Origin of the sequence: Hymenobacter sp. HDW8, assembly GCF_011305775.1 — a bacterium.
GTDB lineage: Bacteria > Bacteroidota > Bacteroidia > Cytophagales > Hymenobacteraceae > Hymenobacter > Hymenobacter radiodurans.
In genome coordinates this window covers 3,019,855-3,036,823 of record NZ_CP049907.1, presented here as the reverse complement: position 1 = coordinate 3,036,823, position 16,969 = coordinate 3,019,855, and the positions used below count along the sequence as shown (strand labels likewise).

Below are 16,969 nucleotides of genomic sequence, written 5' to 3'. Positions count from 1 at the left end.
AAGAAGTTGTTACTTCAGCTCCAGCATTACTACCGATTGGGGCGGTAGCTCTACGGCTAGATTTCCGCCGCGCTTTTTAGCACCAGAAAAGCCCCCCAGCTTCACTTTATTGGGGTTATCAAAGCTGTTGTAATCATTGACTTTAGCCGAAGTCAGAATCCGGCCGGTCACGTTTTTCCAGATAACGCCGGGCAGAGCAGTTTCCAGCTTCAGGGTCTTTTTGGTATCCAGGTTTACCAGTGAGATGTGCACCGCGCCGCTGGCATCTTTGGAGGCGGAAGCGTTCAGGGCCGGCACTTTGTCGTTGCCCATCACATAGTCGGGGCTGGTGAATTGTAGGGGCAGATACTGAGCATCCTGGTGCACCTGATACAAGTCGAAGACGTGGTAAGTGGGCGTGAGCAGCATCTTTTCCTTATCGGTCAAGACGAGGGCTTGCAGCACATTTATTGCTTGGGCCAAATTTGCCCCCCGCACCCGGTCGCAGTGGTTGTTGAAGATGTTGAGCGTGGTGCCGGCTACCAGCGCGTCGCGCAGGGAGTTTTGCTGAAACAGAAAGCCAGGATTAGTACCCGGCTCCACATCGGTCCACACGCCCCACTCATCTACCAGCAAGGCGACCTTCTTGTCCTTGTCATACTTGTCCATGATGGCGGCGTGCTTGGTCACCACGGCTTCCATTTTCAGGCAGTTCTTCATGGTGTTGAAGTACTCCTGCTCGTTGAAGCCGGTGGCTTTACCCTTGCTGCCCGTCCAGCTGCCGGTGGGCAGCGTGTACTGGTGCAGGGTGAGGCCCCACATCTGGTTAAGCGGAATGTTTTTCATGCACGTCTCTGTCCAGTGGGCGTCGTCGCCATTGGCTCCGCTCACGATTTTCTTGAGCGGCGGCGAGGCGGGGTAGTTGTGGGCGAAGGTGGCGTAGCGCTTATACACATCGGTGTAGTATTCGGCCGTCATGTTGCCGCCGCAGCCCCAGCTTTCATTTCCAATACCCCACCACGTCACTTTGTACGGCTCCGGGTGGCCGTTTTTGCGTCGCTCCAGCACGAGCGGCGTGTCGTCGTTGGAGTTCAGGTATTCCATCCAGCCGGCCATTTCCTGTACCGTACCGCTGCCCACGTTGGCAGCTAAGTAGGGCTCGGTGCCTAGCAGTTTGCATAATTCCAGAAATTCGTGGGTCCCAAAGCTGTTGTCTTCCAGGTTGTTGCCCCACCACATATTCAGCATCTTAGGCCGTTGGGCTGTGGGGCCCACGCCGTCGCGCCAATGATAGGTATCGGCGAAGCAGCCGCCGGGCCAGCGCAGATTGGGCACTTTAATCTTGCGCAGCGCCTCCACGATATCCATGCGGATGCGGCCCTGTTTGGGTACGTTCAGCTTTTCATCAACCCAAAAGCCATCGTAAATACAGCGGCCCAAATGCTCAGCAAAATGCCCGTAGATGTGCTTGCTGATTTGCAGCTTCGGGTCGCCGGGCTGCACCGTTACCTGCACCGTTTGGGCGGTGGCATGAATAGTTAAGCCAAGTCCGAGCCCGGCTAGGAGCCCGGCTTTTCTCCCCCACTTGCGCAGAGCAGCACGTGGCGTATCCATCTCAAAAAAGCCCCCAGCGGTCGGTTCGGATGCAATTTGGTCATTGAGTTAGAATGGTTAAATAATAAGCCGGCCGTCATGCAGAGCGAAGCGAAGCATCTCGCGTGCTGATGTCAGATTAGTAATCTAACGGCGTGAGCAAGATGTTTCGCTCCGCTCTGCATGACGGCCGGCTTATTATTTAACCACTTTTAAGGTTTACGAAAGGATTTCCTTGGGCTCGGTTTCGGCAGGCTTATCTTCCAGCAATGCTTTGGCCTTCTCCACCACATTCTCCACCGTAAAGCCAAACATGGCCATTACCTCCTCGCCCGGACCCGACTCACCGAAACGATTCATGCTGATCACGGTGCCTTCGTCGGTCGCGTACTTGTGCCAGCCAATGGGCGAACCAGCTTCAATGGTAACGCGCTTGCGCACGGCCGGCGGCAGCACTTGCTGCTGGTAAGCTTTATCCTGCTGCTCAAACAGTTCCCAGCTCGGCATACTCACGACTCGCGCCGCAATGCCTTGCTTCTGCAGCTCCTGCTGGGCTTGCATAGCCAGCGACACTTCCGAGCCGGTTGCAATAAGGATGAGCTGAGGTTTGCCACCATCAGCTTCGCTCAGAATGTAAGCGCCTTTGGCCACACCTTCGCGCGCGGAGCCATACTTCTCTTGATCCAAGGTGGGCAGCTTCTGGCGCGACAAAATAAGCACCACGGGCGAAGCCGGCTTGGTCATGGCAACGCGCCACGACTCTATCGTTTCGTTAGCGTCGGCAGGGCGCAGCACAATAATGTTAGGAATGGTGCGCAGCGCGGCCACCTGCTCTATCGGCTGGTGCGTAGGTCCATCTTCACCTAAGCCGATACTATCGTGGGTGAAGACAAACGTAACGGCCGATTCGGCTAGGGCAGTGAGGCGAATTGCCCCCCGCATATAGTCGGAGAAGGTGAGGAAGGTGCCGCCGTACACGCGCACGCCGCCGTGGCGCGACATGCCGTTGAGGGCGCCACCCATGGCGTGCTCGCGCACGCCAAACCAGATGTTCGTTTTCTCATAGCTACCCGGCTGAAAGCTCAGGTCGCCGCCGGGGGCATTTCGTTGGAGCTAGCCAAGTCGGCGGAGCCGCCGAAGAGGAAGGGAATCGTTTTTTTCAACGCACCCAGCGCCTTGCCCGACGCTTGGCGGGTAGCCAGAGCACCGTCGGCGGGCGAGAAAACGGGCAGCTCCGCGTCCCAACCAGCGGGCAGATCGCTGGCAAAAGATGTTAGGAACAGCTCGCTTTCCTGCTTGAACTGCTGTTGGTAGGCTTCAAACTTTTGCTGCCACTCCTGCTGCAGCTGAGCGCCGCGCTGGCCGGGTTCTGCCAAGTGTTGGCGCACCTCATCAGGCACCACAAACGACTCGTCTGGGTTCCAACCAAAAAACTCCTTGGCCTTGCGCACATTTTCGTCGCCTAATGGGCTGCCGTGCACTTTGCTAGTACCTTTCTGCGGACTGCCGTAGCCAATAATAGTCTTAATTGAAATCAGGGAAGGCCGGTCCGTTTCTGCTTGTGCCGCGCGGATAGCTTGCTCGATACCGTCTAGGTCGTTGCCGTCCATCACGCGTTGGGTATGCCAGCCATAGGCCTCAAAGCGCATCAACGGGTCCTCGGTGTAAGACAGACTGGTGGGCCCGTCGAGGCTGATGTCGTTGTCGTCGTAGAGGTAGATGAGCTTGCCCAGCTTTAGGTGGCCAGCCAGCGAAGCAGCTTCGGCCGCAATGCCTTCCATCAGGTCACCATCGCTCACAATAGCGTAGGTGTAATGGTTGACTACTTCGTGGCCTTCCTTGTTATACATGGCAGCCAAATGAGCCTCGGCCATAGCCATACCCACGCCATTGGCGAAGCCCTGGCCCAGCGGACCTGTAGTTACTTCCACGCCCGCCGTGATGTTGGACTCTGGGTGGCCTGGCGTTTTGGAGTGCAGCTGGCGGAAGTTCTTGAGTTCCTCAAGCGGCAAATCGTAGCCGTACAGATGCAGCAGGCTATACAGCAGCGCCGAGCCGTGGCCCGCCGACAACACAAACCGGTCCCGGTCGGGCCAAGCGGGGTCTTGCGGATTATAACGCAAAAACCGCGACCACAGCACGTATGCCATAGGCGCGGCCCCTAGCGGCAAACCCGGATGGCCGGAATTAGCCTTCTGCACCATATCCACCGACAAGAGGCGGATGGTGCTTACACTTTGCTCTTCTACTGATATCTGCTGATCAATCATACTGCGCTACATTAAGTTGTAAAACGTCCCCGGCCGGCCACAAAAATTCCCACCCAAGCAGCCAGCCGGTTCGGTTTTACTCGTTTTAGATGTATTGGTTGATAATAGCTTCCAGCCACTCCTGCTTACCGCTCTTCATCACGGGCTCGCCCGATTTATGGGCAATAGTGCGCAGGTCTTCTAAGCTCAACTGGCCTTTCTCAAAAGCAGCACCGTCGCCAGAGTCAAACGAAGCGTAGCGCTCTGTGCGGAACTTGCGGTAAGGCGACTTCTCCAGAATATCATTGGCCGTTACCAGAGCGCGGGCAAACGTATCCATGCCACTTATGTGGGCCACGAAAATGTCCTCCAGATCCGTGGAGTTACGGCGCGTTTTAGCATCGAAGTTGATACCGCCGGGCTTGATACCGCCGTGCTCCAGGATGATGAGCATGCACTCAGTCAACTCGTTGATGTTGTTCGGGAACTGGTCGGTATCCCAGCCGTTCTGGTAGTCGCCGCGGTTGGCGTCCATGCTGCCGAGCATGTTGGCATCGGCGGCTACTTGCAGCTCGTGCTGGAAAGTGTGGCCGGCCAGCGTGGCGTGGTTGGTTTCCAGGTTCAGCATGAAGTCATTCTCCAGGCCGTACTCTTTCAGGAAGCCAATAACCGTGGCCGCGTCGAAATCATACTGGTGCTTGGTAGGCTCGGCGGGCTTGGGCTCGATGAAGAACTTGCCAGTGAATCCTTGTTTGCGTGCGTAGTCGCGGGCCGTGCTGAGGAAGCGCCCCATGTGGTCGAGTTCCCGCTTCATATTGGTGTTGAGCAGGGTCATGTAACCCTCACGGCCACCCCAGAACGTGTAGCCTTCTCCACCCAGCGCGATAGTCGCGTCCATGGAGTTTTTCACTTGCGTGGCGGCGTGGGCTACTACCTGAAAATCAGGATTGGTGCTGGCGCCGTTCATGTAGCGCGGGTGCGAAAATACGTTGGCCGTGCCCCACAGCAGCTTTATGCCGCTAGCCGCTTGGTGCTCCTTGGCATAGTCGACAATGGCTTGCAGGTTGCGCTCATACTCAGCTAGCGAATCACCTTCGTCTACCAGGTCGATGTCGTGGAAGCAGTAGTACGGCGTGCCGAGCTTAGTGAAGAACTCAAAGGCCGCATCCATTTTATCCTTGGCGCGGTTGATGATTTCGTGGTGCGAGTCCCAGGCAAAGCTCTTAGTGCCAGGCCCGAATGGGTCGCCGCCCGTGCCGGTGAAGGTGTGCCAATACGATACGGCGAAGCGCAGGTGGTCTTTCATCGTTTTGCCCCCCACGACGCGGTTCTCGTCGTACCATTTGAAGGCTAGCGGATTGTCTGACTCGCGTCCTTCGAAGCGAATGGTGTCAATGCCTTTAAAGAATTCCGTTTTAGAAAGAGTGTTGGACGACATCTGTCTGGGTGGTTGTGGTTGAAAGAATCTGTTGAGTAAGGACCTTATGCCAGCGGGCGTAGGCCGATTGATATTGGGTTTGCAGCTCTGGCGTAGGCTCCAGCGTCAGAATGCGCTCCAAGCTGCCGAAAGCTTCGGCTGGGCTGGCGTATACGCCTACTCCAATACCGGCGCCACGGGCGGCACCTTGGGCAGCGTCCGTGTTGTAGAGTTCCAGGGTCACGTTGCCGGTGTTTACGAAAGCTTCGCGGAACACTGGGCTCAGAAACATGTTGGCGTTGCCGGCGCGCACCTTTTGTACTTGTACGCCCATACTGCGCATGATGTCCATGCCGTAGTTCAATGCAAAGACGATTCCCTCCTGGGCGGCGCGCAGTACGTGGGCCTGCGAGTGGATATTGAAGCTCAAGCCGCGCAGTTCAGCATCGGTGGGCCGGTTTTCCAGAATACGCTCGGCGCCATTACCGAAGGGCAAAAACAGCAGCCCCTCCGATCCAACCGGCGCTTGCGCGGCCAGCTGATTCATCTGGTCATAGGGCATTTCGCCTACTACTTTGCGCAGCCAGCTATTCAAAATACCCGTGCCGTTCATGCACATCAGCACGCCATTGCGTGGCTGCTCGATCGTGCTGTTCACGTGGGCAAACGCATTCACGCGCGAGTGCGGATCGGACGCGGGCTGATCGGTGATGCCGTACACGACGCCCGATGTGCCGGCTGTGGCGGCTATTTCGCCGGGCTGCAATACGTTGAGGGAGAAGGCATTGTTGGGCTGGTCGCCGGCGCGGTAGCTGATGGGCGTGCCCGCGTGTAGTCCTAATTCTAAAGCCGCTTCGGCCGTGAGCTGGCCCTGGGGGGCAAATGTGTCGACTACCTCGGGTAGCAGGTCGCGGCTGATGCCGTAATAATCGAGTAAATCCTGGGCGACTGCCTGCTCCCGAAAATTCCAGAAAACACCTTCCGACAAGCCCGATACGGTCGTCTGCATCTGGCCCGTGAGCTGGTAGGCGATGTAGTCGCCGGGCAGCTGGATTTTATAAATCTGCTCGTAGATAGCGGGCTCGTTTTCCTTTACCCATTTAAGCTTAGAGGCCGTGAAATTACCAGGCGAGTTCAGGAAGTTTTGGAGGCAATACTCCTCTCCTAGCTCTGCAAACGCCTGATTGCCAAAGTCTACGGCGCGGCTGTCGCACCAAATGATGGCGGGGCGCAACACCTTACCGTTTTTGTCGAGCAGCACAAGGCCGTGCATTTGATAGGTAATACCGATGCCGGCCACCAGTGAAGCGTCGAAGCCGTACTCGCTTTTCAACTCACGGGTGGCGTTCACCACTTCCTGCCACCAGCGTTCGGGCCGTTGCTCCGCCCAGCCGACTACCTCCGCCATTATCTCCATTTCCTTCTTCGGCGACGTGACGCTGGCCACGCACTTGCCGGTGTCTATGCTGAGTAAGGCAACTTTAATGGATGAACTGCCTATATCGTACCCGAGCAGGTATTTCATGGGTGGGATGGGATTAAAAAGAAGGATAGGTTAGCGCGGAGCAATCAACCCTTGTGTACGGTAAAGTTCAATTCACAAGAGATTCAACAACGATCTATCTTACAAGACTAACGGGGGGTTACTATTAGCCTCTTGGCAGTTCGGTATCCGAATATACACTACAAGCTTCGATTACTGACTTTATAAATATGGCCAAAAAACCTTGGATTGCGAATAAAAATATCGCAACCGTTTCCGAAAACGGTTGCGATAGGAAAAAGAACAACAATTTTATTTCGTAAAATATCTTCAAATAGTCAAACGCAACGCTTTCAGGTAGATGACTATTTAAGCAGGAAAGCTTACAGAATAGTACCATTTGCAAATGAGCTATGTACACAATCCCTAAGTTATTCAATAACGATTAAGGCGAAGCTGGCGCGACCGTGGTCTCAAAAGGAGAAGCCGGTAATCCTTCCTTATTATAAAGGTTGGCACCTTCCGGGTTGTCAGCCCAGGCGTAGCGAACGAATGCAGGCACTGGTACTTGGTCGTGCCACACGACGACTGTATTACCCTCAATACGGGCCTGGGCCCACACGAATTTTTTATCAGCGCCAGCTATGGCGAACTGCTTTAGTGGCTCGCCACCTTTGGCCACCAAACCACCTCCCACACTAGTGAACTGGAGTATTGCCTTACCGTCTCTCACTTGCATAGCTTGGTACAGCGGCCCGGAGGCTACCAGCTTTTTCTCACCGTAGGCTACCTGACGGGCAACCAGAGCTAGGCGCTTGCCCACGGTTTGTTTGTCCAGCGGGTGAATGTCGTTCCACTCGCCCACGTCGATGGTGACGACCATGCCCGTGTTTGGCACCTGCAAGGTCTGGCGCTGAGCGTCGCGCACGCCGGCCCAGCCGCTTTCGCCGGGCTGGGGCCGGGTAGCCATAAAGTTGGCGAGTTGTATGTACAAAAACGGCAGCGTCGGCTGCTGCCACTGCTGGCGCCAGTCTTTGATTACGGCCGAGAAAAGCTGCTGATACTCCTGCGCCTTGCCCGTGTTGGACTCCCCCTGAAACCAGATGACGCCCTTGATGGCGTAGGGCAGCAGCGGCCCCACCATGCCATTAAAAAGCCCCCCAGGCTGATTCTGGAAGGAGGTACTACCGGGCGCGGGCGGCAGCGTGGCGCCCAGCTTGTACTGCCAAGGGCCGCGCAGATCCAAAATTTGCCCCCCGGCGCTGAGCTGGTACTGTTTGTCGGGCGTGAAGCCGCCGCGCCCGCCGTTGCTGATGAGACGCACCACAATGATGTTCTTGCCCGGCTTCAACACGCCGGGGCCGAAATCGTACTTGCGGGGCGGGTACTGGTAGCCGGTAGAGCCTACTAGCTGCCCATTAATGTAGGTGGAGTCGGCATCGACGAGAGTGCCCAATTCTAGGCGGGCGGGCTTGCCGACCATAGCGGCCGGCACCTCCACTTCTTTGCGAAACCATACTACGCCATTTACCTGACCTAGCGGTGTTTGGTCGGCCCAAAAGCCGGGCACGCCCGTGGTGGCCCAGCCCGTGGCGTCGTAGTCGGGTGCCGACCACTTGGTTTGGCCGGGCGCCTGGCCCCGATCAGCCTTATAGAGGCGCTGCTGCCAGGCGCGGCCGGCGGCCTGGTCGCGCTGCTGAATACTAGCCACTAGCGCGCTGTCCTTGTATTGCGCGCCCTGCTGTTGGTAGGCCGGAAACTGCTTAAGGCCCTCGGCGCTCAGCCAAGCTTCAGCCGGGGAGCCACCTATGGCGTTTTTAATCAACCCAATGGGCACCTGATACTTAGCGTAGAGGTCCTTGGCAAAAAAGTACGCCACGCCCGAAAATTGCCCAATGCTCTGCGGACTCACGCTGACCCAGTTTCCGCCCATTATATCGTCTTTGGGACCTTTGAAGGAATAGCTCGTGGGCATCGTGAACTGCCGGATGCGGGGGTTGTTGGCTGTGGCTACTTCCTCCGGAAACCGGTCGCGCAGGCGGCTCATGGGTGTTTCCATGTTCGACTGCCCCGAGCACACCCACACGTCGCCCACCAACACGTCCTTCAGCGTAATGTGGTTGCTGGCCGTGATGTCCAGCTGATAAGGTCCCCCAGCTTTCAGAGCGGGCAAGCCGATTTGCCATTTGCCATTTGCGCCCGTTGTTGCCTGATACTTTTTGCCATTGAACTTTAGGGCGACCTTCTCATTGGGCGCGGCCCAGCCCCAGATATTCACTTTGGTATCACGCTGGAGTATCATACCGTCGCTGACAAGCCTGGGCAAGCGCACCTGGGCGTTTGTTTCGGTAGGGCCAGTTAGGCAGCTGCCTAGTAGCGCGAGCAATATCGTACCCCGGCCCAGAGGAGTGCGCCATGGCAATAAGGAACCAGAAAAAAGGGTATGCATCATGTGACTGCTGTTAAAACGTGTAAGGTTCAACTCGCTGGGTAGTCGGTGCCTACAGCAAAAGGAAGTATTTAAATGATAAAGCCTGAGGGCCACAACAGAAGAAAAACTACTCGGAAGCTTCCGCCCTTCTGCTTGACCATGTTTCGTTTAAAATCATTCAGTCGATCTTCTGGGCCGCATGTCGTTGGCAATAACTGACTCCAGGGTATGCATAGGCGGCTCGATGGAAGCAGGAATGGGCATACGGCTGAACTGCTGGAAGTACAGCAAACAAGCGTCTTTCCACTGCACGGCATTGCCACTTTGGCTGCGCAGCTTATTCTGCACTGCCGCAAACCGCTCCGCGTCGACGTAGGGCTGGGCCTGGTCCCAGGTACGTTGGAACTGCTGTACCTGCTGCACGCCCTTATCGTAGTGCGCGCACAGCTCGCTCCATAAAGTGTTGCCACTTTTCATCTTGAAATCCCAAGGCAGGTGGTGAAACCACAGCAGGTACTCATCGGGGCAAGTAGCTGGGTTGTTGAACTGAGTGGCCAGCGGCTCGTGGTATTGGCTTACCGCGTCACTACCGGTTTTGGTACGGTTGAAGCCCACACCGTTGGCGTTGGCTTGGTGGTAGTAGGGAGGAGTCCAGTCGGCGCGCATTTTGGGCGGAGCCCACCACGGCCCAGGGCCGTAGTGCCCGCGGGTGGCCGACATGATGTGGTGCAAACCCAGCGGCATCGAGTAATTCACGACGGCTTCCCGACTATCCAGCATCAACTGCTTTACGGGGGGCAAAAAGTTGGTGTTCCAATCAGCGGCGGTAGTCGGTCCACCGAAGGTCAATTTCAACCACTCATCGGCAATCTGAGCGCTTTTCAGTTGATTGTTCCAGGCCAGGCGGCCGAAGGCGTACCAGTTGGCCTGGGCAAAGTCGTGGCCGGTCCAGTTGGTATCGAGGCCCACGTTGGCCACACCAGCCATGGCCGTATGCTTTTGCGGGTACACGCTGCCATCGGTGCAGCGGGCCACTGTGCTGCCGGGGCCGGCTTGGTGGGTGTCGCTGCCCAGGCACTCTTCCCACATGGGGGCGAGAAACGCCAGGTCGATAGAATGTCCCAGATATTCCTGCGTGATTTGAAACTCAGGCATTACAGAGGTCTTCTTCATAGCCCCAAAGAGCGGGCTGAACGGCTCGCGCGGCTGAAAATCAATCGGACCGTTCTTTACCTGCACGATGACATTGTCGCGGAATTTACCGTCCAGGGGCACAAATTCGTTGTAGGCCTGTTTGGCCCGGTCCTTATCGTTGGGACTGTACACGAAGGCACGCCACATTACCAGGCCGCCGTAGGGCCGCACGGCGTCGGCCAGCATGTTGGCGCCGTCGGCGTGAGTGCGGCCGTAGTCTTGGGGGCCGGGCTGGCCTTCGCTGCTGGCCTTCACCAGAAAGCCCCCAAAATCGGGCACTAGTCGGTAAATTTCCTTGGTTTTGCCTTGCCACCACTTCACCACTGCCGGGTCCAACGGGTCAGCGGTTTTGAGGCCTCCGAGCAGCACCGGCGAGGAAAACTTCACCGCCAAGTAGGTCTTGACGCCGTACGGTCGCAGCACGTCGGTAATAGCCTTCACGCGGGCCAAGTATTCGGCCGAAAGGATCTGTGGAGCGGCATTCACATTGTTGATAACGGCCCCGTTGATGCCCACCGAGGCATTGGCGCGGGCGTATTTCTGCCACCGGGTTTTGTCCTGGCTGGTCGATACCAGGGCGCTATCCTTGCGCCAAAAGATGGACTGCCCGGCATATCCCCGCTCCACCGACCCATCGGGGTTGTCCCAGTGGTTAAGGAGGCGGTGCTCGTAGGATGGATTGAGCAGGTCGTTTTGCACGGGCTGGCCGGTTTGCTGGCGCCGCAGCAACTCATACACCCCGTAGAGTAGGCCCGCCTCGGTGAGCGCTCGCACGCTGGTAGGCCCCAGGCGAAACCCGTCGTACTTGATGGTTTTGTCTTTCACAATACGTAGCGTCACGGTAGCGCCCGCGCCGCCCTGCCAGCCCTGTTGCAACTCCTGCCGGGCGGTAGCGAGCAGGGCCGAGCTCTTGCCGGCCGCCACTACCTTGACCGGCGCGGCCCGCTGCGGCCGGAGCCAAAGCTGGTGCCCGTCTTCGGCGCGCAGTCTGAGAGCCGCATTTAGGAACAGCAGGGTGATAAGAAAGATGTTTTTCATAGCGTGGAATGTGGAGATCTGTGGTAGAGGTGAGCAATGTGCCCCAAATCCCTTACTTCACTGGCGCGACGCCTTTGGTCGTCTGCACGATGGGCTTGATGGTGCCGTCCTTGTTGTAGTACAAGTAGTCCACGCAGATGGAGCGGCGGTAGCTGCCACCGGTCGGTAAGGAGCCGTTGTGGTAGAAGAAGTAGCTCTTGCCCTTGTAATCGATGATGCCGGGGTGGGTGGTAAAGCTATTGGGTACGTTTTCCTGAATAATGCCCCGGTACGTCCACGGGCCGGCGGCGCTGGGAGCCGTGCAGTACTCAATCATTTCGGGCTTGGTGCCCTCGCTGGCGTACACTAGGTAGTACAGCTTTTTACGCTTGTACACCCAGGGGCCTTCAATGTAGTTTTTGGGCGTAATCACGTTGATGGGGCCGTCCAGCTCGGTCATGTTATCCTTGAGCTTCACCCAGCGGCAGCTTAAGTTGCCCCAATACATATACACCTGCTTATCGTCGTCCACGAAAACGGTGGGGTCGATATCGTCCCAGGCGTGGGGCTTGTCCTTGGTCATCTCATTCACAATGAGAGCCTTGCCGATGGCATCCTTAAATGGCCCGGTAGGCCTATCCGACACGGCTACGCCGATGGCCGCGCCACCCTGGCTGTTGTCGTCTTTCTTGTGAAACGTGGATACAAACCAGTAAAACTTACCATTGTGGTACACGCATTGTGCGGCGTAGGCGTCGCCGGTAGCCCAGGCGAAGGTGCGGGGCGAGAGGCGCTTGCCGTAGTCTTTCCAGTGCACCATGTCGGTGGTAGAATAGATGCGCCAGTCGGGCATTTTGTAGTTGGTTTCCTTCACCGAGGCCGTATCGTGGCTGGTGTAGAGAAACAGCGTATCGCGATACACTAGCGGGGCTGGGTCGGCGGTAAATACGTCGCGGATAATGGGGTTTTGCGCTAGCAGGCCAGTCGCAGTTGCTAGGATCAGCAAGACGATAACCGATAGGCGAAGGCTCATTCTCATAAAATCAGGCTTGAGGGGCGGAGTAGTGGATTGGAAGTAGTAGCTGACAGGTTATTGGGCTCGCAATTCGTAGGTTTTACCGGCTTTGGTCTGAAAATCATACACAAACGACGCTGGCAGTACGGACTGGCGCCGGGGGGCTTTTTCGGATACCTGGGGGACTTTTATGGCGGGAGTCTGATAAAACGGGTTGGGGTTGTCGCCCTGCGCCGGGCTCAGCTTGGTGCGCCCAGCAGTTACCACTGGACTATGCACCCGCACCCGACAATTGCCCCCCAGACGCGAAGTAATGCGTGCACGCGTGATTTTGCCTTGGTTCCAGGCAAGGTCCACCACGTATCCACCGCAGGCGACTAAGCCCGTTACTTCGCCCGTCGGCCACGCGTCGGGCAAGGCTGGCAGCAGATCAATGGCTCCGTCGTAGCTCTGTACCAGCAGCTCCGCTAGGCCGGCTGTGCATCCGAAGTTGCCATCAATCTGAAACGGAGGGTGAGCGTCGAGCAGATTAGGATACGTACCGCCGCCTTCGCCCGAGTTGCCGCCCGCGCCAGAGCGTAAGCGCAGTTGCTCCGTGAGGAGCTTGTAGGCGTGGTTGCCATCCTGCATCCGGGCCCAAAAATTCACTTTCCAGCCCATCGACCAGCCCGTAGATGCGTCACCCCGCTGGGTGAGCGTGGTGCGAGCGGCCTCAAATAAGGCGGGTGTGCGGTAGGGCGAAATTTGGCCGCTTGGGTACAGCCCGTACAGGTGGGAAATGTGGCGATGCTTATCAATGGGGTCGTCCACATCTTGCAGCCATTCCTGCACCTGCCCATACTGCCCGATATGCATGGGCGGCAGCCGCTCGCGCAGGGCGCGCAGGGTATCAGCAAATGGTTGATCGAGGCGGAGCAGCTCGGCAGCCCGGATAGTTTTCGAGAATAGATCGAACACCAACTGGTTATCCATTGTAGTGCCGGCCACAATCGCAATACGTTTACCCTGAAGCGAATACGTGTTTTCGGGCGACACCGAAGGGCCCACCACCAGCCACTTATTGGTCGGTTCCTCTTGCAAGGCATCTACCAGATAGGTGGCCGCCCCCTTGAGCACGGGGTAATATTCGCGCAGAAACTGCTCGTCGCCAGTGAACTGGTAATGGTCCCAGAGATGCTGACTCAGCCAGGCCCCACCCATGGGCCAGAGGCCGTACTGGGGCGGGTCGACTTGCCCCGTGATGCGCCAGATATCGGTGTTGTGGTGCAGCATCCAGCCCCGGGCCCCGTACATCTGGCGGGCGCTCTGCTGGCCAGTCACGCTCAGGTCTTTAAGCATCGCAAACAAGGGCTGATGCAGCTCGGTCAAATTAGTGACTTCGGCTGGCCAGTAGTTCATCTCGGTGTTGATGTTCACCGTGTACTTGCTGTCCCAAGGCCCTTTCAGCTGGTCATTCCAGATGCCTTGCAGGTTGGTCGGCTGCCCGCCCGGCTGCGACGAGCTGATAAGCAAATAGCGACCATATTGAAAATACAGCGCCGCCAGTGCCGGGTCGTGACCTTGCGCAAAGTTTTCGAGGCGCTGATTGGTGGGCAACTGGGCCGCGGGCGTCACCCCTAGGTTCAGCGTCACGCGGTTGAAGTAGCGTTGATAAGCTGCTATGTGGTCGGCCAGCGCCTGCCGGTAGGGCTTACCTACGGCCTTCGTCAAGTAGGCGGTAGCCCGATCTGCGGCGTTGCCGCTTACATCGTGGTAGTTGTTGAAGTTGGTACCGATGGAAATGTAGAGCGTGGCGCTGTTGGCGCGCTCAATGCGAATGCCTGCATCGGTGGTTTGCACGGTACCGCCATCGGCCACAACCTGCGCGCGCGTCTGAAAGCGAATCTTACCCTCCTGCCCTTCGTGCTCACTGCCGCGGCCATCAAGTACCAGCTGATCGTTTTCGGTGCGCAGGGTATGTTGCATCAAGCTTTCCGCGCCAAGCTGGCAGCTAATTTTGCCCGGTTGGCTGGCCGTAAGGCGCAGGATTATCACTTGGTCGGGCAGAGAACTGAACACCTCGCGCCGGTAAGAAATGCCCCCCAGCTGGTAGCTGACCGAGGCCACGGCGCGGCCGATATCCAGGTCGCGCCGATAGTTCGTGACTTGCTCGTGGCCGGGAAAACTCACATATAGGTTGGCAGCCATTTGGTAGGGCATTCCGCTGTTGCCGGCAGGCTGCATCTGGCTCTGGGCTAACGCTTGGGCCTCCACCAACTGCTTGGCCAGCAGCTGCGTCCGTAGCTGCCGAATCACCGGCAGGGCGTCGGCCTTCACGTTATTGTTGGGCCCACCAGCCCAAATAGTTTCCTCGTTCAGCTGGAGTCGCTCGCGTTCTGGCGCGCCAAACACCATCACCCCCAGGCGGCCGTTGCCAAGGGGCAGCGCCTCGTTCCAGTTGGCGGCTGGCTGGTCGTACCACAGCCGCAGCGGGGTCGGCGCGGGCTTTCCCCCGGCTACCGCCAACGGCCCGCTAGTCCAGCAAAGCAGGAGCAAAAAAGCCCCCAGAGCCAGCAAAGCTTCCTTATTCGTTCTCTGATTCGCAAGGGGAATGTGGATTAGATTTGAGGTAGTTATGTCTATTTGCTTAAAACAGCTTCTGGGCAAACAGATACAAATCGTGGCGCCATACGGGCCAGGTGTGGCCGCCGGGGTACTCGCTGTACACGTATTTGATGCCTAGCTCATCCATTTTTGCTCGCATCACCTTGTTGTTGGCGTAGGCAATGTCCTCCGGCCCGCCCATCGAGAGCCACAGCTGCTTGAGGTTGGAGTTGATAGTGCTTGCATTGGCTTTCATGAAGGCATACTGCGGATCGGAGAGTTGGGGGTTGTTAGCAAAAAAGCCCGAGCTAAACACGCCCAGATACTGGAACATATCAGTGTTGCGTATGCCGGCGTACAGGGTTTGCAGCCCGCCCATCGACAAGCCCGCCAGCGCCCGGTTATTAGCTCCGGCCGCTACCCGATAGTTGCTTTCCACCACTGGCAGCACCGTTTGCTTCAGCTCGTCTTCAAAGCGTTTCAACGTCTGCTCGCCGAAGCCCGCCAGGCCGCCGGGGCCACCCATATTGCCATCCAGCATCACCACGAGCATGGGTTTGGCCTTTTTCTCGGCAATGAGGTTATCCAGAATCAAATCGGTTTTGCCTTGCTTGGCCCAGCCGGTTTCGTCTTCGCCGCCGCCGTGCAGCAGGAATAGTACCGGGTACTTTGTAGTGGCGTTGGCGTCGTAGCCTGGCGGCGTATACACATAGAATTGCCGCCACGAATTGGTGACTTTGGGGAAGAAACGCTTCACTCGTAACTCGCCGTGGGGCACGTCGCGCAGGGCGTAAAAGCTGGTGCCGCGGCCGGTAATCTCGATGCCGCTGGCCATGCGTCCCATGCCATAGAATGTGTCGCTGGCCGGATCGGCCACGGGTAGGCCGTCGAGGACCAGGGAGTAATAGTGCAGGCCCCGGCTCAGCGTGTCAGTCGTCACGGTCCAGGTGCCGCTGCTGTCTTTTACCATGTCGTATTTGCGGCCGAGGTCTAGCTGCGCCTGCTGCACGCCAGGAGCTTTCAGGCGAAACACGGCGCGGTTGTCGGGCATAATCTGGGGATATTTCGCGTTGCGCACGTTGGTAGCCGCCGGCGTGCCGAGCACCGTGTAGCTGGGCAGGGCCGCCACATCAACGGGCTTGAACAGAAACTGCGAGAACATGTACAGCCCATTTTTCCAGACCTTAAAGTCGTGCCCGCCTGCTTCGAGGTAATACACGTGGGGCACGTTATGCTCGTAGAGGTAGTCGTGGGTGCGCTGGCTGATGGGTACCAAGCCGTCTTGGTCGCCGCACGAAATCCAGAGGAGCTTGAGTTGCTTTTTAGCTTTCCCGGGGTCGTGCACCAATTGCTCAGGCATCTTGGTGTTGGGGGCCGAAGAAAAGCCCCCCACCCAGGCAAATTTATCCAGGTTGCCCAGCCCAAAATTCAGCGACTGCCCCCCGCCCATCGACAGCCCGGCCACGGCCCGGTTCTCGCGGTTGGTGAGTACGGGGTACTTCTTTTCGATGTAGGGGATAAGGTCGGTGAGCAGGTCTTTTTCAAAGTTGGCAAAGGCCGCTACTTTCTCCGGACTGAACACATTGCCCACGGGTCGGTCGTCTTTCATGGCCCTGCCGTTGGGCATCACCACCAGCATCGGCTTGAGTTTGCCCGCCGCGTACAGATTATCCAGAATCACCTGCGGGCGCCCACCCTTGAGCCACTCCTTTTCATCGCCCCCAATGCCGTGCAGCAGGTAGAGCACCGGGTACTTCTTCCTTTTGGAGTAGCCCGGCGGTGTGTACACCAGCGCCTTGCGCACCGTGCCCACCGTTTTCGAAGTATAGCTGATGCTATCCAGCTTGCCGGTGGCAATACCCGCCGTGGGTTGATCGAAGCCCTTGGGCGCTTCCTTCACGGTCGGCTGGGCCAGAGAACTGCTTGTGTTCAGCAGCAGAATCCCTAAGATGACAGCATATATGTTTCTCATAGCTTGGAAAGAAAGTCTTGCAGAACGGGTGGCTGG

10 protein-coding genes are annotated in these 16,969 nt (G+C 57.5%); all 10 read right to left on the bottom strand.

The features are described from left to right. Window positions 1-9 precede the first annotated feature (9 nt). Window positions 10-1,593 carry an alpha-N-arabinofuranosidase gene (locus tag G7064_RS12900; RefSeq protein WP_166073901.1) on the bottom strand — a complete coding sequence of 528 codons (1,584 nt, stop codon included), beginning with the start codon at window positions 1,591-1,593 and terminating at the stop codon, window positions 10-12. A 198-nt stretch (window positions 1,594-1,791) separates the two neighbouring features. After that, window positions 1,792-2,610, bottom strand: coding sequence for a transketolase-like TK C-terminal-containing protein (locus G7064_RS22420; RefSeq protein WP_240935488.1), 819 nt, complete (start codon window positions 2,608-2,610; stop codon window positions 1,792-1,794). A gap of 44 nt (window positions 2,611-2,654) precedes the next feature. Continuing rightward, window positions 2,655-3,842, bottom strand: coding sequence for a transketolase (locus G7064_RS22415; RefSeq protein WP_240935487.1), 1,188 nt, complete (start codon window positions 3,840-3,842; stop codon window positions 2,655-2,657). An 85-nt stretch (window positions 3,843-3,927) separates the two neighbouring features. Further along, the gene (gene xylA, locus G7064_RS12890) at window positions 3,928-5,259 is read right to left on the bottom strand and encodes a xylose isomerase (RefSeq protein ID WP_166073899.1); all 1,332 of its coding nucleotides are present in this window, start codon (window positions 5,257-5,259) and stop codon (window positions 3,928-3,930) included. Continuing rightward, window positions 5,237-6,763: a xylulokinase gene (locus G7064_RS12885; protein WP_166073898.1), complete on the bottom strand. Its 1,527-nt coding sequence runs from the start codon at window positions 6,761-6,763 to the stop codon at window positions 5,237-5,239. Before G7064_RS12885 ends, xylA begins: the two co-directional genes overlap by 23 nt. A gap of 403 nt (window positions 6,764-7,166) precedes the next feature. Then, a complete protein-coding gene (locus tag G7064_RS12880) occupies window positions 7,167-9,023 on the bottom strand; it encodes a sialate O-acetylesterase (protein WP_240935486.1) in 1,857 nt (618 codons plus the stop codon). A gap of 303 nt (window positions 9,024-9,326) precedes the next feature. Continuing rightward, window positions 9,327-11,384: an alpha-glucuronidase gene (locus G7064_RS12875; RefSeq protein ID WP_166073897.1), complete on the bottom strand. Its 2,058-nt coding sequence runs from the start codon at window positions 11,382-11,384 to the stop codon at window positions 9,327-9,329. 52 nt (window positions 11,385-11,436) lie between these two features. Then, window positions 11,437-12,396, bottom strand: coding sequence for a glycoside hydrolase family 43 protein (locus G7064_RS12870; protein ID WP_205711115.1), 960 nt, complete (start codon window positions 12,394-12,396; stop codon window positions 11,437-11,439). A 57-nt stretch (window positions 12,397-12,453) separates the two neighbouring features. After that, window positions 12,454-14,913, bottom strand: a complete 2,460-nt coding sequence (locus G7064_RS12865) for a glycosyl hydrolase family 95 catalytic domain-containing protein (RefSeq protein ID WP_240935485.1) — start codon at window positions 14,911-14,913, stop codon at window positions 12,454-12,456. 91 nt (window positions 14,914-15,004) lie between these two features. After that, window positions 15,005-16,933, bottom strand: coding sequence for an alpha/beta hydrolase-fold protein (locus G7064_RS12860; RefSeq protein WP_166073894.1), 1,929 nt, complete (start codon window positions 16,931-16,933; stop codon window positions 15,005-15,007). Window positions 16,934-16,969: the final 36 nt, after the last annotated feature.